Origin of the sequence: Cryobacterium melibiosiphilum (assembly GCF_003602235.1) — a bacterium.
Taxonomy (GTDB): Bacteria; Actinomycetota; Actinomycetes; order Actinomycetales; family Microbacteriaceae; genus Cryobacterium; species Cryobacterium melibiosiphilum.
This window is the reverse complement of record NZ_QZVS01000084.1, coordinates 95,592-115,618: the sequence shown is the minus strand read 5'-3', so window position 1 is coordinate 115,618 and position 20,027 is coordinate 95,592. Positions and strand designations below refer to the sequence as shown.

The 20,027-nt window shown below is 68.0% G+C and carries 19 protein-coding genes; 12 read left to right on the top strand and 7 right to left on the bottom strand.

Annotated features, from left to right (window positions below):
- Positions 1-143: 143 nt before the first annotated feature.
- Together D6T64_RS11545 and D6T64_RS11540 are read right to left on the bottom strand one after the other, a co-directional pair.
- On the bottom strand, positions 144-1,193 hold the full coding sequence (locus D6T64_RS11545) for a glutathione S-transferase family protein (RefSeq protein ID WP_119974815.1): 1,050 nt from the start codon (positions 1,191-1,193) through the stop codon (positions 144-146).
- A gap of 58 nt (positions 1,194-1,251) precedes the next feature.
- Positions 1,252-1,572 carry a hypothetical protein gene (locus D6T64_RS11540; RefSeq protein WP_147364531.1) on the bottom strand — a complete coding sequence of 107 codons (321 nt, stop codon included), beginning with the start codon at positions 1,570-1,572 and terminating at the stop codon, positions 1,252-1,254.
- A gap of 160 nt (positions 1,573-1,732) precedes the next feature.
- Between D6T64_RS11540 and D6T64_RS11535 the strand changes: the two genes are divergently transcribed.
- From D6T64_RS11535 to ligD, 3 genes are all read left to right on the top strand, one after another.
- The gene (locus D6T64_RS11535) at positions 1,733-2,848 is read left to right on the top strand and encodes an EAL domain-containing protein (protein ID WP_119974813.1); all 1,116 of its coding nucleotides are present in this window, start codon (positions 1,733-1,735) and stop codon (positions 2,846-2,848) included.
- 197 nt (positions 2,849-3,045) lie between these two features.
- Positions 3,046-3,462: a VOC family protein gene (locus tag D6T64_RS11530; protein ID WP_119974812.1), complete on the top strand. Its 417-nt coding sequence runs from the start codon at positions 3,046-3,048 to the stop codon at positions 3,460-3,462.
- Positions 3,463-3,492: 30 nt separating this feature from the next.
- A complete protein-coding gene (ligD, locus tag D6T64_RS11525) occupies positions 3,493-4,512 on the top strand; it encodes a non-homologous end-joining DNA ligase (protein ID WP_119974811.1) in 1,020 nt (339 codons plus the stop codon).
- A 22-nt stretch (positions 4,513-4,534) separates the two neighbouring features.
- Here ligD and D6T64_RS11520 read toward each other — a convergent pair whose 3' ends face one another.
- On the bottom strand, positions 4,535-5,794 hold the full coding sequence (locus D6T64_RS11520; RefSeq protein ID WP_119974810.1) for an MFS transporter: 1,260 nt from the start codon (positions 5,792-5,794) through the stop codon (positions 4,535-4,537).
- Between the two features lie 132 nt (positions 5,795-5,926).
- Between D6T64_RS11520 and D6T64_RS11515 the strand changes: the two genes are divergently transcribed.
- The 7 genes from D6T64_RS11515 to D6T64_RS11485 all read left to right on the top strand — a co-directional run bounded on the left by D6T64_RS11515 (position 5,927) and on the right by D6T64_RS11485 (position 12,755).
- Entirely contained in the window at positions 5,927-6,709 is a 783-nt protein-coding gene (locus D6T64_RS11515) for a glutamine amidotransferase (protein WP_377011348.1), read from the top strand.
- Positions 6,710-6,883: 174 nt separating this feature from the next.
- Positions 6,884-7,375, top strand: a complete 492-nt coding sequence (locus D6T64_RS11510; RefSeq protein WP_119974809.1) for a VOC family protein — start codon at positions 6,884-6,886, stop codon at positions 7,373-7,375.
- A gap of 29 nt (positions 7,376-7,404) precedes the next feature.
- On the top strand, positions 7,405-8,394 hold the full coding sequence (locus tag D6T64_RS11505) for a S1C family serine protease (RefSeq protein WP_119974808.1): 990 nt from the start codon (positions 7,405-7,407) through the stop codon (positions 8,392-8,394).
- A 194-nt stretch (positions 8,395-8,588) separates the two neighbouring features.
- Positions 8,589-9,254 (top strand): DUF4956 domain-containing protein, encoded by a 666-nt coding sequence (locus D6T64_RS11500; RefSeq protein ID WP_119974807.1) that lies wholly within the window; start codon positions 8,589-8,591, stop codon positions 9,252-9,254.
- The gene (locus D6T64_RS11495; protein WP_119974806.1) at positions 9,251-10,045 is read left to right on the top strand and encodes a polyphosphate polymerase domain-containing protein; all 795 of its coding nucleotides are present in this window, start codon (positions 9,251-9,253) and stop codon (positions 10,043-10,045) included. Before D6T64_RS11500 ends, D6T64_RS11495 begins: the two co-directional genes overlap by 4 nt.
- Entirely contained in the window at positions 10,042-11,862 is a 1,821-nt protein-coding gene (locus D6T64_RS11490; RefSeq protein ID WP_119974805.1) for a carbohydrate-binding domain-containing protein, read from the top strand. The genes D6T64_RS11495 and D6T64_RS11490 overlap by 4 nt, the downstream gene beginning before the upstream one ends.
- A gap of 167 nt (positions 11,863-12,029) precedes the next feature.
- A complete protein-coding gene (locus D6T64_RS11485) occupies positions 12,030-12,755 on the top strand; it encodes a hypothetical protein (protein WP_119974804.1) in 726 nt (241 codons plus the stop codon).
- A gap of 115 nt (positions 12,756-12,870) precedes the next feature.
- On the opposite strand, the gene D6T64_RS11480 is transcribed toward D6T64_RS11485, so the two are convergent.
- The 3 genes from D6T64_RS11480 to D6T64_RS11470 are packed head-to-tail and all read right to left on the bottom strand — an operon-like array spanning position 12,871 to position 16,048.
- Complete coding sequence (locus tag D6T64_RS11480; protein WP_119974803.1) at positions 12,871-14,379, bottom strand: tripartite tricarboxylate transporter permease; 1,509 nt, start codon at positions 14,377-14,379, stop codon at positions 12,871-12,873.
- Positions 14,367-15,071: a tripartite tricarboxylate transporter TctB family protein gene (locus D6T64_RS11475; protein ID WP_199719144.1), complete on the bottom strand. Its 705-nt coding sequence runs from the start codon at positions 15,069-15,071 to the stop codon at positions 14,367-14,369. The genes D6T64_RS11480 and D6T64_RS11475 overlap by 13 nt, the downstream gene beginning before the upstream one ends.
- Entirely contained in the window at positions 15,068-16,048 is a 981-nt protein-coding gene (locus D6T64_RS11470; protein WP_119974802.1) for a Bug family tripartite tricarboxylate transporter substrate binding protein, read from the bottom strand. Before D6T64_RS11470 ends, D6T64_RS11475 begins: the two co-directional genes overlap by 4 nt.
- Before the next feature lie 193 nt (positions 16,049-16,241).
- On the opposite strand from D6T64_RS11470, the gene D6T64_RS11465 reads away from it, so the two are divergent.
- Positions 16,242-17,576 carry a sensor histidine kinase gene (locus D6T64_RS11465; protein WP_119974801.1) on the top strand — a complete coding sequence of 445 codons (1,335 nt, stop codon included), beginning with the start codon at positions 16,242-16,244 and terminating at the stop codon, positions 17,574-17,576.
- Positions 17,573-18,379: a response regulator gene (locus D6T64_RS11460; RefSeq protein ID WP_233551097.1), complete on the top strand. Its 807-nt coding sequence runs from the start codon at positions 17,573-17,575 to the stop codon at positions 18,377-18,379. Before D6T64_RS11465 ends, D6T64_RS11460 begins: the two co-directional genes overlap by 4 nt.
- 94 nt (positions 18,380-18,473) lie before the next feature.
- On the opposite strand, the gene D6T64_RS11455 is transcribed toward D6T64_RS11460, so the two are convergent.
- Complete coding sequence (locus tag D6T64_RS11455; protein ID WP_119974800.1) at positions 18,474-19,952, bottom strand: maltokinase N-terminal cap-like domain-containing protein; 1,479 nt, start codon at positions 19,950-19,952, stop codon at positions 18,474-18,476.
- Between the last annotated feature and the right edge of the window lie 75 nt (positions 19,953-20,027).

Sequence of the window (20,027 nt, the reverse complement as noted above, 5' to 3'; positions counted from 1 at the left end):
GAGCATTAGTCAATACCGAGCCACCGACACTCCAGCCCCGACCAGCGCCCCAATTGGGCCTCAACCAGCGAAATAAGAAAAGAACTTTTCAGTATTCTTTCTGTGGCTGACTCTGGCGAAGTTTTCTGTGCCGAAGCCGTTTTCTAGGTCGTGAGACTCGGTACCCGCTCCGCCTCGAGCGGCGCGCCGGGAGGGGTGCCATCGCCGAAGGGACGCCCGCCGAGCGATTCGCGACCGGATGCTTCGAGCCAGCCGCGCGCATCCGGTCCCTTGGGCACTATGCCGCTCGGGTTGATGTCGCTGTGGGTGACGTAGTAGTGCGCCTTGATCTGCTCGAAGTCGATGGTGTCGCCAAAGCCGGGGGTCTGGAAGAGGTCGCGTGCATAGGCCCACAGCACCGGCATCTCGCTGAGCTTGTTGCGATTGCACTTGAAGTGCCCATGGTAGACGGCGTCGAAACGGGCCAGGGTCGTGAACAGGCGCACATCGGCCTCGGTGATGGTGTCACCGACCAGGTAGCGCTGGGTGCGCAGGCGTTCTTCGAGCCAGTCGAGCCGTGCGAAGAGTGCGTCGTAGGCCCGTTCGTAAGACTTCTGGCTGCCCGCAAAGCCGCACTTGTAGACGCCGTTGTTCACATCGTGAAAAATAAGTTCAGCAACATCATCGATCTCGGTGCGCATAGCTTCGGGGTAGAGATCGGGGGCGCCGGGGCGGTGATACGCCACCCACTCCGATTCCAGGTCGAGGGTGATCTGCGGGTAGTTGTTGGTCACCACTTTGCCCGATGGCACGTCGACGATGACCGGCACCGTGATGCCGCGCGGGTAGTCCGGAAAGCGCGCAAAGTAGGCATCCTGGATGCGTTCGATGCCGAGGACGGGGTCGAGGCCCTCGGGATCGCGGTCGAAGGTCCAGCTGTTCTTATCGTGGGTGGGTCCGGGCAGACCGAGGGAGATGGCTTGCTCGAGTCCGAGCAGCCGGCGCACGATTGCCGTGCGGTTCGCCCACGGGCACGCGCGGGCCGCTACGAGGCGGTATCGGCCGGGCTCTACGGGCCAGCCGTCCCGCCCGTCGCGGGTGATGCGGTCTTCAATGTAGTTCGTATCCCGGTTGAACGGCTGGCCCGGTTCGATGTAGCTGGGAGTGAGCGCGTTGCTGGTGATCGCGCTGGGCGCAGGGTTCGGGGTCGTCATGGTTCTACGCTATCCGCGACCCGCCCGGTGACCTACCCGCGCGGTCGACCCGGGCGACTTACGCGGTAGTGTTCCCGGCGACCTGCTCGGCGATCTCGGCGTCGGTTCGGGCGTCGAAGATGCCCCACATCATGTGGGTCGGACCGCTGCCGTCGCTGCGCGGCACGGCGGCGCGGCTGGCCCAGCGCTGCACGAGGGCAACGCTTCCGAGTGTCGCCAACGAGGGCGCGATGCGCTTTTTGACGAGTTTGCCGGCATAGACGGCACCATCCGGAGCGAGTCGCCAGCCGCGTTTGTGGGCGAGCACCTGGCCGATCTCTTCCTCGGTCAACCACCGCGAAAAGCTGCGGCTGGGCGGGTCAATGGCGGTCAGCTTCATGTTGGCCACTGTAGCGACAAGAGGCTGGGTCTGGCCGGGGTATGCCCTGGGCCGGCCATCGGCGCCGGTCCCGGACGGCATTGGCGGAGCCCGGGATGGACCCCGGCGGGCCCCGAACGTGGGCTGACCGGGGGTTCACCCCTCCCGCTAGGGTCGACGGATGGTCGTCATTCCGAGTCCCGTTGTGAGTGACCGACTGTTTTCCGGCGGTCTGAGCATGCATATGCAGCCCATCGTTGACCTGCAAACCGGGCGGCTCAACAGGGTCGAAGCCCTCGCTCGATTGAACCTCAGCGACGGAACCGTGATGTTTCCCGATGATTTTCTGCCGCCGTTGACTCCGGTCGAAATCGACCGGCTCTTTCGTGAAGGCCTTGATCAGTCACTCGGGCATCTGGCCCAGTGGGACGCTCTGGGAGTCGAGGTCACCATATCCGTCAATGTGGCCCCCGCAACCCTGCTGCACGACGATTGCCTGCACTGGGTCAGCGAGGCTTTGGAGCGGTACGGCATCGAGCCGCGGCGGCTCGAGTTGGAGCTGCTGGAATCCGACAGCATGAGCCAAAGGGCCCAGAGCAGCGTGGTCGAGCGTCTGCTCGAGCTCGGTGTCGGACTCGCGATGGATGACCTCGGCAGCGGATACAGCAGTCTGAAACGCCTGTCCACGCTGCCGTTCCGGTCAATCAAACTGGATCGTGACCTGCTGGTCGATATTCGGCGGAAGCCGACCCAGACCCTCAGCCTGATCGCCACCCTGCGCCAGCTCGGTCGCGACTTCGGGGTGAGCGTGGTCGTGGAAGGCCTGGAAGATCAGGGCATGACCGAGGCCGCAGCCGTGCTCGGGGTAGCCCTCGGCCAGGGCTATTTCCTGGCCAAGCCGATGCCGGCCGATGCCCTGCCCACCTGGATCGCAAACTATCAATATCCGCTGCACGCGGGAAGGATCGTCACGAATCTCGGCGCGCTCGCCTACCACTGGCAGTACTCGCGCTGGGACTGGCGCCACGTACTCAACCTCGAGCGCTGCCCGCTCACCGCGTATCTGGCGGCGACGCTGACAGCGGCAGATACGTCGACAGGTGTGTCGACGGATACCGCGGCGGTGCAGCACTGGCACGCCCTCCAACACGGCAGTGGCGGCGAGCAGGGCGGTGGCGAGCAGGGTAGTGGCGGCGAGCAGGGTAGTGGCGGCGAGCAGGGCAGTGACGCCCAGCGCCTGGCCGCGAGCCGGCATCTGGTGGACTGGTTCGAGGAACGCGTGCGCGCCGAGCGCTGACCGGCGCTGACCGGCGCTGACCCGCGCTGACCCGACGCCGGGTCGACTCGTCGACTCGTCGACTCGTCGAATCTGGTTCATAATCGAGCAGCACGCGACTTCAAGCCCGCACCGACGAACCCGTACCGACGACCCGTTTCGACGACCCGTACCGACGACCCGTTTCGACGACCCGCATCGACAATCGAGGAGATCCCATGAAAAGCACACTGAATCCCTACCTGTCCTTTCGTGAAGGCGCCCGCGAGGCGATGGACTTCTACCACGGCGTTTTCGGCGGTGAGCTCACACTCAGCACCTTTGGCGAGATGCACGCCAGTGAAGACCCCGCCGAGCAGCACAAGATCATGCACTCCGAGTTGAAGACCGACGCCGGATTCACGCTGATGGCCTCAGACACCCCCAATTCGATGGAGTATACGACGGGCAGCTCCATCTCCGTATCGCTCAGCGGTGACGATGATGCCGAACTGCGCACGTACTGGGACGGCCTCGCCGACGGCGGTATTATCGCCCTGCCGCTCGAAAAGGCACCCTGGGGCGACAGCTTCGGCATGATCCAGGACCGGTTCGGTGTCAACTGGATGGTCAATATCCTGGGCCCCAAGGACTGACAGCCACCCGGATCGGGCTAGGTTGTGCGCATGACGAGTGATGCCATGCTGCTGGCCGTTCCCGGCCCGCACGGAGACCGCGAGGTGCGGCTGTCCAGCCCGACACGAGTTCTGTACCCGGAGATAGGCCTCACCAAACTCGACGTGGCCCGGTACCTCATCGATGTCGGGGAGGCCTTCGTGACCGCCAATGGTGACCGGCCGGTGTCCCTGCAACGGTTCCCGGCCGGCATCGACGGCGAGCAGTATTTCTCGAAGAACCCGCCGAAAGGCGCGCCCGATTACGTCAGGGCGGTGACCGTGACCTACCCGAGCGGGCGGCAGCATCCACAGCTCGTGATCGACGAACCGGCCGCCGCCGTCTGGGCCGCGCAGATGAACACGATCGTATTCCACCCCTGGGCCTCCCGCGCCGGGGAACCCGACCTGCCCGACGAGCTGCGCATCGACCTCGACCCGCAGCCGGGCACCGACTTCGACGATGCCATCGCCGTAGTCGTCGAGCTGCGCGCGGTGCTCGCCGAGGCCGGCCTCACGGCGTTCGTGAAAACGAGCGGCAATCGCGGCTTGCACGTGTTCGCGCCCATCGAGCCACGCCACGAGTTTCTCGAGGTTCGGCACGCGGTGATCGCGGCCGCCCGCGAACTCGAACGACGGATGCCCCACCGGGTCACCACAGCCTGGTGGAAGGAACTGCGCGGTGAGCGGGTCTTTGTCGACTTCAACCAGGCCAACCGCGACCGCACCATGGCGGGGGCGTACAGTCCGAGGCCGCTCGCGCACGCGCCGGTGTCATGCCCGCTCGCCTGGGACGAACTCGAGAACGCCGACCCGGGCGCCTTCACGATCCTCACGGTGCCGGAACGCCTGCGCACAACCGGGGACCCCTGGGTGAACCTGCACGCCGACCCCGGCACGATCGACGTGCTGCTGGCCTGGTGGCAGCGGGATGTCGCCGACGGCCTGGGCGAGCTGCCGTTCCCGCCGGACTTTCCGAAGATGCCCGGTGAGCCCCCGCGCGTGCAGCCCAGCCGAGCCCGTCAGGAATAGGAAATCACCGGAATCACCGGATTCAGGATCGGCGAGGGCGCAGCAGCAGCACCGTGAGCACCGCGGCGACGAGGGCGAGGCCGGCGACCATGCCGGCCGTTCCTGCCCAGCCCCAGGTCAGGAAGAACACCCCGCCGAGCCAGCCGAACAGGCTCGAGCCCGCGTAGTACGACAGGTTGTACAGCGACGAGGCCTGCGCCCGGCCCACGGTCGCCTCCACCCCGGTCCAGCCGGATGCCACGGCGTGCGCCGCGAAGAACCCCGCGGTCGCCAGCAGCACCCCGATCAGCATCAGCACGAGCAGCGGCGACAGCGTCAGCACCACCCCGACGATCATCATCGCCAGCGAACTGAGCAGCACCCCCCAGCGCCCGAACCGGGCCGCGAGAATGCCGGCCTGCGCCGACGACCAGGTGCCGCCGAGGTACGCCACGAAGACGAGGCTCACGAGGGACTGCGGCAGGCCGAACGGCTCCCCGCTCAGCCTGAAGCCGAGGTAGTTGTACAGGGCGACGAAACCGCCCATCAGCAGAAACCCCTGGGCGTAGAGGGCGAGCATCCGCTTCGATTTCAGGTTTTCGCGCAGCAGGTGGGCGAGCGTGGGATGCCCGCGGGTCGTGTCAGGGGAGGGGCGGCGGGCGGGCCGCGGCACGAAACCGCGCGAGGCGGGAACCAGCACGATGAACAGCACCGCCGAGATCGCGCAGAGCACCGCGACCGCGAAGACTCCGACCCGCCAGGTGCTGAACTCCGTGACCGGGCCGGCCACCAGACGGCCGAGCAGCCCGCCGATCGAGGTTCCGGCCACATAGGTTCCGGCCGCTCGGGCGGCATGGCGGGGTTCGATCTCCTCGCTGAGGTAGGCGATGGCAATCGCCGGAACTCCGCCGAGCATGAGGCCCTCCACCAGGCGGCCGGTCAGCAGCAGCGAAAAGGTCGGAGCGAACGGCACCAGCAGCCCGAACACGGTCGCGGCGATCACGGCGATCGCCATGGCGCGCACTCGGCCGATGCGGTCGGCCACGACCGACCAGGGGATCACCCCGATCGCCAGGCCGATGGTCGACGCCGATACGACGAGGGCGGAGTCCGCGGCACTGACCCGCAGATCCTCGGCGAGGTGGGCGAGCACCGCCTGCGGCGAGTAGAGCTGGGCGAAGGTGGCGATGCCGGCGAAGAAGAGGCCGGCGAGCAGGCGGCGGTAGTCGCTGCTGCCATGCGCGTGGCCGTTCCAGTCGACGGATGCCCCGGGTCGCCCCGCATCCCTCGCCTTCGCTGTCACTCGACCACTGTACTGGCGCGTGTCCGGTGCCGACGCGTGTAGGTGGTCTTGTCCCGGCCCGTGTCATGTCCCGTGTACCGGCGCGGGTACGGCCTCCAGATATCGGGCGGACAGCGTCCTGAGCGCAGTAGCATGTCACGCGTGAAACCGTTTCTGCTGCTGGCCACGCGCCCCGAAGATGAAGCCGCCGACGACGAATATGCCGGGTTTCTGGCCGGCGCCGGCCTCACCCGCGATCAGCTGGTGCGGGTGAGGCTTGAAGCCGGGCCGATGCCGGCGATCGAGCTGAGTGACTACTCCGGCATCATCGTGGGGGGCAGCCCTTTCAACGCGGGCGATGCCGAAGTGGCGAAGACGGCCGTGCAGCGCCGCGTCGAGCAGGAACTCGCCGGGCTTCTCGACCGGGTACTCGCGCAGGACTTTCCGTTCCTCGGTGCTTGCTACGGCGTGGGCCTGCTCACCGCGCACCTGCACGGCATCGTCGACAACACCTGGGGCGAGGAGGCGGGACCGATCGACATCACCCTGACCGAGGCCGGCCGCAACGACCCGGTGTTCGGCACCCTGGCCGAGAGCTTTGTGGGTTTCGTCGGTCACAAGGAGGCCTGCAGCCAGGTGCCGCCCGGCGCAGTCGTGCTCGCGAGCGGCCAGGCCTGCCCGATCCAGGCTTTCCGGGTCGGGCGCAACGTGTACGCGACCCAGTTTCACCCCGAACTCACCCGGGAGAGCATCGTCACCCGGCTGCGCATCTACCGCGACAACGGCTACTTTCACCCGGACCGGCTCGCGGACGTGATGACGGCGATCGGCGCATCGACGGTCACCGAGCCGGCCAAGCTGCTCACGTCGTTCGTCGCTCGCTTCGGTACCGGCACACCCGAGCGAGCGGATGCCGCCCAGGCCGCAGGCGCCTAATTTGTTGCCCAGACATCTGGCCCTCAAACCCGTTCACTAGGTACGATAGTCGTCTAAGTGTGCACAGCGCCGCCCGCTCGACTTCGACCCGCCCTGGCGCCGGCGATGGAGACGCCCGACACGTGCGAACCCGACGACCCTGACGAACAAACCCGGCCAACGAAGGAGTGCGGCATGCAGAACATCAGCCCCTTTCTGTGGTTCGACCACCAGGCCGAAGAGGCCGCGACGCTCTACACATCGGTCTTCAAGAACTCTCGCATCCTGAACGTGACCCGATACCCCGAAGGATCCCCGGCTCCTGCCGGCTCGGCGATGTCGGTCACCTTCGAAATCGACGGCCTGCGGGTCCAGGCACTCAACGCCGGGCCTACCTTTCAGTTCACCGAAGCCATTTCACTGTTCGTGAACGCGAACACCCAGGCCGAGATCGACGACTACTGGAACGCTCTCACCGCGGACGGCGGCGAGCCGAGCCAGTGCGGCTGGCTGAAGGACAAGTTTGGGCTGTCCTGGCAGATCGTGCCGGCCGTTCTCGGCGAGCTGCTCTCTGACCCTGATCCCGAAAAGTCGGGCCGCACCATGCAGGCGATGCTCGCCATGCACAAGATCGACATCGCCGCGCTGCATGCCGCGCACGATGGCACCAACCTCGACACCGCCTAGTGGCTCGAGGGATACGAAAGGAACCATCAATGAGTGAAACCAATCCGCTCGGTGCCGAAGCCGAGGGGATGCCCGCCGATGCGCTCGACGCGTATTCGCGGATCGTGACCGAAGTCGCGGCAAGCGTCACGAAACAGGTCGCCGCCATCGAGATGTTCCTCGCAACGTCCCGTGGGAATGCCCGACGCGGGGGAGGGTCGGCCGTGGTCTTCTCCGAATCGGGTCATCTGCTCACCAACGCCCACGTCGTCAACGGCGCTTCGGCGGGTCACGCCACCTTCGCCGACGGCTCCACCAGCCCAATCGACATTGTCGGCGCCGACCCGCTCTCCGACCTTGCCGTGTTGCACGCCCGCTCCGGCATCCTGCCCGTTCCCGCCACCCTCGGCAACGCCGACACGCTCCGGGTCGGCCAGCTCGTCGTCGCGGTCGGCAACCCGATGGGACTGGCCGGATCGGTCACCGCCGGCGTCGTCAGCGCTCTGGGGCGCTCGTTGCCGACCCGTTTCGGTGACGCCGGCCGCGTCATCGAAGACGTCATCCAGACGGATGCCGCCCTCAATCCCGGCAACTCGGGCGGCGCACTCGCAGACTCCCGAGGCATCGTGGTCGGCATCAACACCGCCGTCGCCGGTGTCGGGCTGGGCCTCGCGGTGCCGATCAACCTCACCACTCGGCGCATCATCGACGCCCTGCTGCGCGAGGGTCGGGTGCGCCGCGCCTACCTCGGCCTGATCAGTGCCCCGGTGCCGTTGCGGCCGGACCTGGCCGTGCGGGTGGGCCAGGAGGTCGCCCTGCGCGTCGTCGACGTGATCGAGCGATCGCCGGCCGCCCGGGCCGGACTCAAGGTCGGCGACCTGCTGCTCTCGGCCGGGCGCCAGCCGGTTCACGATGCCCAGAGCCTGCAACGATTGCTTTTCGCGGAAGCGATCGGACATCCGCTGCCCGTGACGGTGCTGCGCGGCACGGCCATGGTCGACGTGATCGCCGAGCCGGACGAGTTGTCGGCCCTGCGCTAAGGACACCGGTGCTAGCCGAACACCGGCGCTGACTGAACTCCGGCGCTGACTGAACACGGCGCTGACTGAACACGGCGCTGACTCTTGCCCGCTTCATAGGATGAGCATGAGCGCCGCATAGCCAGCAGTGGCTGGATGAACACTAGCGAATTCCCACACCGGGAATTCACCGCTTGTTCATCTGGAGAACCCCCATGCTGCCTGTCGCGATGATAGCCATCGACCTGTTGTTCATCACCCTGCTCACCTTCGGCCTGTACTTTCCCCGGCACCGCCGGCGTGACCTCATTGCGGCCTACCTCGGCGTGAACGTCGGTGTGCTCGCCGTCGCCATGGTGCTCGCGTCCAGTGCCGTCGGGGTCGGACTCGGGCTGGGCCTGTTCGGGGTGCTGTCGATCATCCGGTTGCGCTCCACCGAGATCGAGCAGCACGAAGTCGCCTACTATTTCGCTTCGCTCGCCCTGGGCCTGCTCGCCGGCCTGAGCGCAACCACCACGACGTTGAACTGGTTCGCGGTCGCCCTGATGGGCCTCATCGTCGCCGTCATGTTCGTCGGCGACCACCCGCGTCTCTTTCGCCACTACCGCGTACAAACTGTCGTCCTGGAACGCGCGATCTCCGATGAGACCGAGCTGCACGCCCACCTCGAAGACCTTCTCGGTGCCCGGGTGCACTCCGCGCACGTCACCCGTCTCGACCTCGTCAACGACACCACCGCCGTCGATGTGCGCTACGAGGTGCGGCAGCGGCCGGTCCGTTCGGCACCTGCCGCCGCCGCGGATGCCCCGGGCCGGCTGACCGAGCCAGCGCGCGAGCATCCGCAGCCCGGAACGGCCGTGCTGGCGCGGGTGAACTCATGACCCGGCTCGCCGCCCTCGAGCCGATCAGCCTCGAGGAGCTGACCGACCGGGCGAGCCTGCTCACCCGAGTCGATCGCAAGTACGTGCTGCCGTTGGCCGACCTGGGCGCGGTGCTCGCCGACCTCGCCGACGACACCCGGGTGCTCTCGATCGGGGGAGTGCGCGCCTTCGACTATGAGTCGATCTACTTCGACACCCCCGAGCGCACGAGCTACCTGATGGCGGCGCACCCGCGCCGCCACCGATTCAAGATTCGCACCCGCAGCTACCTCGACTCCGCCGCCACCTACCTCGAGGTGAAAACCCGCGGCGGACGCAGCGTCACCGTGAAGGACCGCCTGCCCTACGACCCCGCCGACGGCCACCGTCTCACCGCCGAAGGCCGACGGTACGCCGACCAGATCCTCGACGAGTCGGGCATCACCGGCACCGCCGGGCTCACCTTCACGCGGGCGCTCACCACGCGCTACCTGCGCACGACGCTCTACCTGCCGGCGTCAAAAAGTCGGGCGACGATCGACACCGACCTGTCCTGGGCGATCGACGATCAGCACCGTCTCGACCTGCCGGCCCTGACCGTCGTGGAGACCAAGTCCGGCTCCCGCGCCGGGGCCGTTGACCGGCTGCTCTGGGCCCACGGCCACCGCCCCGCAGTCATCTCCAAATTCGGCACCGGAATGGCGGCGCTCTGCCCCGAACTGCCCGCGAACAAGTGGGCGCCCGTTTTGAGTCGCTACGTCCACCAGCCCGAGACCCACCAGCCCGCCCGCACCGCTTGGAGCACCCGATGAAAAAGATGAAACGCCCCACCACCGTCCGTTCCGTGGCAATCGGCGCCGTTTCCTTCGTGCTGGCCGTCGCCCTGCTTGCCGGATGTGCGACCTCCCCAAGGGGCTCCGGCACCAGCAGCACCGGCACCAGCACAACGGTCGACACGACGGCCGGCACCACCTCGACCGCCTCCGCAACCGCGCTGTCCACGGCCGCCGAGGTGCTGGCGTCGAACCTGGCCGTCACGGACACGAGCGACGAGACCTGGGACGAGTCCGCCGAGATCGCGATCATCCTGGACGGCGACAGGGCCTCGGCCACCGGCACCGGGTCATCCGCTGCCGTCGCGGTCAGTTCTGAGTCGGGAAGTACCACGGTGACCATCACCGCCGCCGGTACCTACCGGATCAGCGGCTCCCTCGACGACGGCCAGATCGTCGTGACCACCGCCGACACCGGAACCGTGCGGCTCGTGCTCGACGGCGCCGACGTCTCCAGTTCGACGACCGCCGCCATCAACGTGACGGATGCGGACACCGCCACGGTCGTGCTGGCCGCCGGTTCTGAGAACACCCTCAGTGACACGTCCAGCTACACCGAGACTTCGACCTTGGCTGAGACCGATGGGGCCAACGCCGCGCTGTACAGCTCCGCCGACCTCACGATCACCGGAACCGGGTCCCTCACCGTGACGGGCAACGGCAATGACGGCATCACCGGCAAGGACGGACTCGTCATCGACTCCGGCACGATCACGGTGACCGCCGCCGACGACTCCCTGCGCGGCAAGGACTACCTCGTCGTCAACGGCGGCACCCTCGACCTGACGGCCGGCGGCGACGGCCTCAGCTCCGACAACGCCGACGACGCCGTGGCGGGCTTCATCGCCCTGACCGGCGGCAGCCTCGACGTGACCGCCGACGGTGACGGTGTGGCCGCGGTGACGGATGTCGTCGTCACCGGCGGCGAGATCAGCATCGAATCCGGGGGCGGGGCCGCGGCATCCGTCGCCGCTGACGCCTCGGCCAAGGGCCTCACGGCCGGCGTGATCGTCGTGCTCGAGGGCGGCACCCTGGGCGTCGATGCGGCAGACGACGCGGTGCACTCCGACAGCATCGTGCACGTGTCCGGAGGCGACCTGACCCTCGCGGCCGGCGACGATGCGGTGCACGCTGATGTCGAGTTGCTCGTCTCGGGCGGTACCCTCACCGTGACGGAGGCCCATGAGGGGCTGGAAAGCGCCGCGATCACCGTCAGTGACGGCGTGGTCGACATCACCGCGAGCGATGACGGCATCAACGCTGCCGGGGGCAGCGCCACCGGCACGGCGCAGCAGCAGGGCGGCATGAGCCAGGCCGGCAACTACTCGCTGACGGTCAGCGGCGGGTCGATCACGATCAACGCCGCCGGCGACGGCTTCGACTCCAACGGGTCCGCGTCGATCACCGGCGGCAGCCTGGTCGTAAACGGTCCGACGGATAATGGCAACGGCTCGCTCGACGTCGACGGCACCTTCGAGATCAGCGGCGGCTCGATGCTCGCCATCGGCAGCTCGGGAATGGCCGTCTCTCCCGATTCGACCTCGAGCCAGTCGACGATCTCGGCCAGCCTCAGTGCGGCGGAGTCCGCCGGAACCGTCGTGACCGTCGTGGCCGTGGACGGCAAGCAGGTGCTCGAGTACAAGGCGGTGAAAACCTTCCAGTCGGTGGTGTTCTCCTCGATGGACGTCATGGACGGCGCCGGCTACGAGGTCTACGCCGACGGCAGCCTCGTGTCGACCGTCACGGCGGGTGTCGCGACCGCCGGCGGCATGGGCGGCGGGCCCGCCGGTCGCTGACCGCGGGTTCTGCCCGCGCCACGCCGTTGCGCGGATGCTGCGCCGTTGCGCGGGCCCTGTGTCCGGCCCCAGCGGCCGCGAATGTGGCGGTCCATAAGTGACCTTTGACCCTAGACCGGGTGTACGGTGCCTTCAAGACTGGGACTAGACGATCAAAGGACGATCTCATGGCCACGCCGCACACAACCCCGCGCACTTCCGCAGAGCCGCGCACTTCCGGCGAGCAGCGCACTGCCGGACTGCAGCGCACGACCGAACTTCGGCTCGCGCGTGCACGGTGGCGGGCCGATGAATCGGCACCGTTGCTCGATGATGTGGTGGCTTTTGCCCGCGTGGCGTATGCGGGCCTGACGGATGCCGCCGGTCACCCGGCCATCGAGCATCCGCTTCGGGTGATAGACATGGTGAGCAGTGATGACGCGCGGATCGTCGCCGTGCTGCACGACACGCTGCTGCACGAAGCGATCCTCCACGATGCCTCCTGCAGCCCTACCCTGGCCCGCGACCTGCGGGCGCTCGTCTCGGATCGCCTACTGATGGCTGTCGCGGCGTTCTCCCACAGCGACGACGGCATCGACGGTATCTCGGCCGAACTCATCGCGGGCGATCCGATCGCCCGGGAGGTCGAGCTGGCTTGCCTGGCCGACCTGACCGACCCCGATCGGCTCGCCGAGCTCGACCCATTCTCCCGTCGGCGCCTCGAGGCGAGTTGTTCCGCCTCCGCGCGCGCCCTGGGCACCACGTTGCCGGCCGTGCAGGCCGACCACTGGATTGCCAAGCGCAACGCCACCCGCGCGCTACGCGCATCCGGTGAGACCGGGGAACCCGCCCTGGGGCTGGCCTCGCCCCGCACTCGTGGCTCGCGGGTCTGGTCCTTCACGCGCAACCGCTGAGCGGCTCGCGCACGCCGACACCACCCCGTGCACGAGAGCGGCTGAATCCTCGGTCTGGGCCAGCCAGACCGACGAGGCGCCCGCCCCCGCGCAAGCACGAGTTGCCGTACACCCGCTACAGAGCGGCGGCCTTGCGGTGGCGGAGGTGCTGCACGATGCTGATCAGAATCGCGAGCGCCATGATCGCGTACAGCGAGACCGAGATCGGCGAGGCGACCAGGATTCCCAGGTCACCCTCCGAGACGGCGAGCGCCCGGCGCAGTTCGGTTTCGGCCAGCGGGCCGAGAATGGCCGCGATCAGCACCGGTGCCACCGGAATCTCGAAGCGACGCATCACAAAGCCGAGCACGCCGATGGCGATGAGCAGCCACAGGTCCTTCATTGACGAAGCGATCGCGTAGACGCCGAAGACCGAGAACACGGCCACCCCGGCGTAGAGATAGTGCTTGGGAACCAACAGCAGCTTGGCCCAGACCGACGCGAACGGCAGGTTGATGACCAGCAGAATGATCAGGCCCACGAAGAGGCTCGCGAGCAGCGGCCAGACCAGGTCGGCGCTGCGCTCGAAGAGCAGCGGGCCCGGCTGCATGCCGTACTGCTGAAAAGCCGCCAGCATCATCGCCGCGGTCGCCGACGTCGGCAGGCCCAGCGCCAGCAGGGCGCCCATGGCGCTGCCGGCGGTCGCGTTTCCGGCCGCTTCTGGCCCGGCCACACCCTGGATCGCGCCGCGACCGCCGAACATCGAGTCGCCGCGCCGTTTCGCGAGCCGCTTTTCGGTGCCGTAGGCGAGGAAGGTGGGAACTTCCGAGCCGCCGACGGGGATGGCCCCGAAGGGGAGCCCGAAGGCGGTGCCGCGCATGAAGGCCGGCAAGACCTGCTTGAACTCCCGCCAGGTGAGGTAGGGGGAGCCCGAGGTCTGGATTTGCATGGCCGAGCCTTCACGGTGAATGCGGGAGGCCACATGCAGCACCTCACCCATCGCGAGCAGCCCGACGGTGACGACGATGATCGAGATGCCGTCGAAGAATTCCGGGTTGCCCAGCGTGAAGCGCGCCGCGCCGCTCTGGCCGTCGATGCCGACCATGGCCAGCGAGAGACCGATGCCGAGGGCAATCAAACCGCGCACGACGGATTCCGCGACCACGGCCGAGATGGCGACGAAGGCGAACGCCGCCAGGGCGAAGTATTCTGCGGGCCCGAACAGGGTGGCCAGGCGCACCAGGTAGGGCGAGAAGAACACGACCAAGGTTGTGGCGATCATTCCGCCCATGAAGGCGCCGATCGCCGCGGTGCCGAGGGCTTTTGCCGCCCGGCCGTCCTTGGCCATGCGATGGCCTTCAAACGAGGTCGCGATCGCCGATGAGTTGCCGGGCGTATTCAAGAGGATGCCGCTGGTCGAGTCACCGAACAGGCCACCGAAGTAGATGCTCGCGAACATGATGAACGCGCCGGTCGGGTCGAGACTGAACGTGACCGGGAGCAGCAGCGCCACGGCCATGGCGGAACCGAGTCCGGGCAGCACGCCGACGGCGGTGCCGAGAATCGCGCCGATGACCAGAAAGACCAGGTTCATCGGGGTGAGGGCGACGGAGAAGCCCTCGAGCAGGTTGCCTAGTTGATCCATGAGAAGACTCCCGTCAGAATTCCCGAAGGAAGGGTGAGGCCGAGACCGGCCGAGAATGCGAGCTGCATGCACGAGGAGAAGATCAGCGACACCCCGATGTCAAACAACGGGCGTGTGCTGCCCAGCGCCCAGGCGAGCGCCCAGAACAGGGCGGCGGCGGCGAGCAGCCAGCCGATGGGCTGCAAGATCAGCACGAAGATGATGACGCTGGCCAACACGATGCCGGTGGTTTTCCAGTCGGTGAGGCCGATCTTAGACGTGGTTTTCGGGTTCACCGTCGACCGGATCACCCGGATCTCGCTGGTCGTGTCAATGTCGCCTACGTCGTTCAGCAGGTCCGTGGAGACTCCGACGCGGCTGGAATTGCTGTCCCCGTCGACCGGGCGGGGAGCCCGTACGACCTGAACGGCCAGCAGCACGGCGAGCACGTAGAGCAGTCCGGCGACGATGATCGGGAAGAACGTGGGGCCGGGGGAGCCGGCGCCCTCCGGCACGTCCATGGTGACGATGCCGACGGTGAGGAAGACCGCGATGCCGAGCGTCATGGCCGCCACGACGAGTTCGCCGCGGCCGGCCAGCCACGACGGTGTCGGGGACACGGCCTCAGACGCTGACACCCGCGCATCCGTCGTGGCCGGCGAGGCGCCTGCCGGCGGATGGAACTTGTCCTCGCGCCGTTCCGAATCGGTCACAGTCCGAGCTCCTCAACAATGGATGCGACGCGGAGACTTTCCGTGTCGATGAAGTCCTGAAATTCACCGTCGATGGCGTAGCTGTCGCTCCATCGGTTGCGGGCCATCGAGTCGTCCCATTCGTCCGTGGCGTGCATCTCGGTGACGATGTCGACGAGTTCCTGGCGGGCGTCCTCGCTGATGCCGGGGGGCGCCGCGTAGCCGCGCCAGTTCGACATCTCCACGTCGTAGCCGGATTCGATGAAGGTGGGCACGTCGATGCCGTCGACCGGTTCGGCGGCGGAGGTGCCGAGCGCGCGCACCGAGCCGGCCTCGATTTGGTCGCGGAAGTCGTTGTAGCTCGAGATGCCGGCCGCTGCGGTGTTGGAGAGCAGGGAGGTGAGCACCTCACCGCCGCCCGCGTAGGCGACGTAGTTGACGGCGGCGGGGTCGATGCCGATCTCCCGGCCCAGCAGCCCGCTCAGCAGGTGGTCGATGCTGCCGAGGGAGCCGCCGGCGATGGCGGTGCCACCCGGATCCGCGGCCCAGGCGGCCGTGAACTCGTCCATCGTTTCGTACGGAGAGTCCTTGGGCACGACGAGTACGTTGTAGTCGTCGGCGACCCGGGCGATCAGGGTCACGTCGTCGAAGGACACATCGGCCGTGGACAGTTCGATGCCGCCCATCATCGCCGCGCCCGTGGCGAGCAGCAGGTCTTCGCGGCCGTCCATCTGCGCGACCTGGCCGAGGCCAATCGTGCCTCCGGCGCCGGGAACGTTGATCACGCGGGCGTTATTGACGATGCCGTTGGCGCGCAGCGCCTGCTGGGACTCACGGGCGAAGCCGTCCCAGCCGCCACCGGGGGCGGCCGGAGCCAGCAGGGTGAGCTTGCTGCGGGCGGTGGCCCCGCCGCCGGCCGAGCTGGCGTTTGCGGTGGCGGCCAGAACGAGCACCGCGGTCACGGCCGCGAAGGCGACCGTGAGAATCGTTTTTTTCATGCACGAATCCCTTTCTACGGGCGACATCGTTGTTGCCGCAGGAGTGAGGTCAACCCTGCCATCGGCTCCGAGCGACTAGTATCAAAACAGTAGTTGTGGACTTAGATGCACCCGCCCTCGTGCAGCACACGGCCGGACACCGCAGAATATGGCAGGACTCAGGGCACGATTCACACCAGGCAGCGGGAGCAGAATGATCGGCAAGCGGCGCGGCATGCTGCTGCTCGTGCAGCTTCTGATCGTCACCGTCTGCGTGAGCGTCACCACGATCGTCGCCGTACGCGTGCAAGAACGGCTGCTGCTGGACCGCACCATCGAACGGGTCACCGCGGTGGCCGAGAGTCTCGCCGACCTGCCCGCCGTCATCACAGCCGCGCAGGTCTTGGCGGCGGCCGGTTCCGCCCCCGACACGGCGGCGGCGACCGAGGCCCTGCAACCCCTGGCCGAGATCGTGCGCCAGGCGTCCGGGGTCGACTACGTCGTCATCACCGATGCCCGCGGCATCCGTTTGACCCATCCGACACCGGATGCCCGCGGCGCGCTGGTCTCGACCGATGCGTCCCGGGTGTTGCTCGGCGAGACATTCGTCGGGGTGGAGGAGGGCACCCTTGGACTGACGCTGCGCACCAAGGTTCCCATCTGGGCGGACCGCACGGCAGACAGCACTCCGGCAGACAGCACTCCGGCAGTCATCGGAACCGTGTCAGTGGGGTTGCTGGCCAGCCATGGCGCCGCCGACCTCGACGAGGGCGTTCTGCAGCTGACCCCCTGGGTGCTCGGCTCGCTGGTCTTCGGCATCCTCGCGGCAGCGGGTGTCGACCGCGTGGTGGGTCGGCGGCTCGACCGGCTTGAGGCGGACAGTCAGGAGCTCGACGTGCAGCGGCGCCTGGCAGCCGTGCTGCGCGACCAGACGCATGAGTTCAGTAACCGCCTGCATGTCGTGTACGGACTCGTCGAGAGCGGAGACCCGAGGGAAGCCCTCGACTACATCGGCACCGTCGTCCCGGTGGCCGCGCTCGACTCCGCCGAGGCCCTGCGCTCGATCGAGGCCGTCGGGCTGAGGGCAGCCCTGGCGCCGCCACTCGCGGCGCTGACCGCACGCGGCGCACGGTTCGTGCTGCACGCAGACACGGTGGCGCGGGCAGCTCACGTCGATGACGAGCAGGTCACCCTGACCGCCAATCTCGTCGGAAACGCCGTCGACGCCGTCACCGCCCGGGGCACGGAGGGGCGGGTCGAGGTGCTTGTGCGCGCCGATGAACAAGGATTCGCGCTCACGGTGAGTGACAACGGGCCGGGGCTCGACCCACAGCTGCGCACGCGCGTGTTTGAGCGGGGCTTCAGCACCAAACGGCTGGAGCGCAGCCGCGGCATCGATATTCCCCGTGGGGTGGGGCTCGCCCTCGTGCGGGAGATCGTGCTGCGCCGCGGTGGGACGATTGCGGTCGGTCGCTCCGACGCCGGCGGGGCGCGCTTTCGGGTGACGCTGCCGGCCGTCGCCCTCGAGCCTGATCGGGTGTGGCGGTGACCGGCTCGATGACCGGCCCGATGACGAGCCCGATGACCGGCATCCGCACGCTGATCGTGGAGGATGACGCATCCGTCTCGCGGTTGCATGTGCGCTATCTCGAGGGGGTGGGCGGTTTCACGGTGGCTGGCACCGCGGCGACCGGCGCCGAGGCCGTGGCGTTCGTGACCGGGCACGAGGTTGACCTGGTGCTGCTCGACATGCATCTGCCCGACTTCAGCGGCATCGAAGTGTTGCACCGGCTGCGGGCGCTGACCTTCGAGAACATCGACGTGATCGTCGTCAGCTCGGCGACGGAGGCCGTGACCGTGCGCCAGGCCGCGGCGGCGAGCGTGGCGGACTACCTGGTCAAGCCCTTCTCCCGGGCGGTGTTCGACCTGCGCCTGATCGCCTATCGGGCCCGGTTCGCGGCCCGGGTCGCAGCGCGAAAGCAGAACGATACCGGGCAGATCCCCCTGCGCCAGGTTGATATAGACCGGCTTGTCGCCGGTCGGGAGCCCGCGCCCGCGACGCGGCCGATCAGCCTGCGCCCGGTACCAGTCGAAGCGGCCCGCCCGGCCGGACTGTCGGGGCTGCCCAAGGGGCTGTCCGAACCGACCGTTCAGCTGGTGTTGCAGGCCCTGAATGCGCAGGACGTCAGTACAGCCGTGCAGGTGGCCACGGCGTGTGGCCTGGCCCGTGGAACGGCCCGGCGCTACCTGGATTTTCTGCGGCAGGCAGGCCTCGCCGATGTCACGCACCGTTATGGAGCGCGTGGCCGCCCCGAGCTGCTCTACAGCGTGACCCCCGCCGGGCGCAGCTGAGGGACGGACTTCGTGCCTTCCCGTCGCGCGTGAAGGTGCGAAGTGCGTACCTCAGCGTGTCCGAGGGACAGGGGTGGAGTTCAGGGGGTGGAGCTCACGGGGGTGGAGCTTCTTCGGCCGCAGCGCAGAGCGCGCGCACCGCGGCGAGGGGGATCGGCAGCCAGGTCGGCCGGTTGCGGGTCTCGTAGACGGTCTCATAGACGGCCTTGTCCAGCTCGAAGGCGTCGAGCAGGGCGCTCTGGGCGAACAGGTCATGCCCGCTGGCGGTGGCGTACCCCTCGAGGAACGCCGTACGACATTCGGCGGCCCAGTGCGCGATGGCGGCCGGGTCGTGGTCGGGAAAGTCCATGGCGATCGTGCTCGCCGCGTAGGCGAACGAACGCAGCATGCCGGCCACGTCCCGCAACGGCACATCGGGACGCACGCGTTCGTTCAGCGGTTTCAGCGGTTCACCCTCGAAATCGACCAGTGCCCAGCCGCGCCCGGGCACGTTGAGCACCTGGCCGAGGTGATAGTCACCGTGGATGCGCTGCAACGCCGGCCAGTTGGCGGTTTCGGCACGGTCGAAAATGCGGTCGACGGATGCCGCGTGCTCGGCCAGCTGCGGAACCTCGCGCACCGCAGCCCGGTATCGATCCCGCATACCGGCGATCGTGGCGGCCCGCACCGTGGCGGTCGCGTCCTGGCTCGGCATCACCCGGGCGAGGTCGAAGTGCACGTCGGCGGTGGCGGCGCCGAGGCTGCGCGCCTGGGTGCTGAAGTCGGTGCCAGCCTGGGCGGCGGTGAGGGCTGTGCGCCAGGCATCCTCGACCCCTGGCAGAAACTCCTGGGCGAAGGCGAGGTGGCCCCTCACGGTCTGGGCATCGGGTGTGTGGGGATCGGCGCCCGTCCAGTGGCCGCTCACACTGCCGACGGGTTGCGGAACAAGGCGAGAGCCCGCGCGGGCCAGGGCAGTCTGAACGGCGACATCGGGATTCTCGCCCGGGTGCAGGGCTCGGAAGACCTTGCAGATGATGGGCGTGGCGGGCCGGCCCGCGGCATCCGTCACGTCGTAGATGATCGAGGTGTTCGACTGTTCTCCGCGCAAAACCCGGCTGTCGGTCACGTCGTGCGCGGTCGTACCCGCCTCGGACTCACCGGCAGCGTCGGCTTGATCGTTGTCCGCTGCGGGGGAGGCCCCGCCGCGGAGCATGAGGCTCAGCAGTGCCGCGGCATAGGCCGGGTCGTGCGGGGCGTCGTAGAGGTAGCGTGCCAGGCCAGGGCCGGCCGCGTCGATCGGGGCCGCGTAGATCAGGGCGGCGTCGCCGCCGGGCAGAGGGATCGTGCGCTCCGTGAGTGGCAGCTGATACAGCGTTGAGGCCGCACCGGCCGACGAGTCGTCAGCACGGGTGTCGTAGACCAGCAGGGTGCGGATGCGTACCCCGGCATCGGGCGTCGGCAGCGACCACTCCCCGATGCTCGCCAGCGCGGGAACGCTGCCCTTGCTGGCAAACCAGCGTTGCCGCGCCACCCACTCATTGAGGTAGGGCGGCAGCAGGGCGGGCGACGGTGTTGATGTACCGGTGGCGGTCATGCCCACATGGTACGCGAGGCCGGTGACACCGGTGGGGTGCGCTGGTGGTTCGCGCTGGTGGGTTGCCGGTGGTTG

Bases quoted from the DNA above. Each gene is read 5' to 3' on its own strand.
- D6T64_RS11485 (WP_119974804.1), top strand. From the start codon at position 12,030: ATGGCCACGCCGCACACAACCCCGCGCACTTCCGCAGAGCCGCGCACT.
- D6T64_RS11515 (WP_377011348.1), top strand. From the start codon at position 5,927: ATGTCACGCGTGAAACCGTTTCTGCTGCTGGCCACGCGCCCCGAAGAT.
- D6T64_RS11470 (WP_119974802.1), bottom strand. From the start codon at position 16,048: ATGAAAAAAACGATTCTCACGGTCGCCTTCGCGGCCGTGACCGCGGTG.
- ligD (WP_119974811.1), top strand. From the start codon at position 3,493: ATGACGAGTGATGCCATGCTGCTGGCCGTTCCCGGCCCGCACGGAGAC.
- D6T64_RS11495 (WP_119974806.1), top strand. From the start codon at position 9,251: ATGACCCGGCTCGCCGCCCTCGAGCCGATCAGCCTCGAGGAGCTGACC.
- D6T64_RS11480 (WP_119974803.1), bottom strand. From the start codon at position 14,379: ATGGATCAACTAGGCAACCTGCTCGAGGGCTTCTCCGTCGCCCTCACC.
- D6T64_RS11545 (WP_119974815.1), bottom strand. From the start codon at position 1,193: ATGACGACCCCGAACCCTGCGCCCAGCGCGATCACCAGCAACGCGCTC.
- D6T64_RS11530 (WP_119974812.1), top strand. From the start codon at position 3,046: ATGAAAAGCACACTGAATCCCTACCTGTCCTTTCGTGAAGGCGCCCGC.
- D6T64_RS11535 (WP_119974813.1), top strand. From the start codon at position 1,733: ATGGTCGTCATTCCGAGTCCCGTTGTGAGTGACCGACTGTTTTCCGGC.
- D6T64_RS11500 (WP_119974807.1), top strand. From the start codon at position 8,589: ATGCTGCCTGTCGCGATGATAGCCATCGACCTGTTGTTCATCACCCTG.
- D6T64_RS11465 (WP_119974801.1), top strand. From the start codon at position 16,242: ATGATCGGCAAGCGGCGCGGCATGCTGCTGCTCGTGCAGCTTCTGATC.
- D6T64_RS11540 (WP_147364531.1), bottom strand. From the start codon at position 1,572: ATGAAGCTGACCGCCATTGACCCGCCCAGCCGCAGCTTTTCGCGGTGG.
- D6T64_RS11510 (WP_119974809.1), top strand. From the start codon at position 6,884: ATGCAGAACATCAGCCCCTTTCTGTGGTTCGACCACCAGGCCGAAGAG.
- D6T64_RS11455 (WP_119974800.1), bottom strand. From the start codon at position 19,952: ATGACCGCCACCGGTACATCAACACCGTCGCCCGCCCTGCTGCCGCCC.
- D6T64_RS11490 (WP_119974805.1), top strand. From the start codon at position 10,042: ATGAAAAAGATGAAACGCCCCACCACCGTCCGTTCCGTGGCAATCGGC.
- D6T64_RS11505 (WP_119974808.1), top strand. From the start codon at position 7,405: ATGAGTGAAACCAATCCGCTCGGTGCCGAAGCCGAGGGGATGCCCGCC.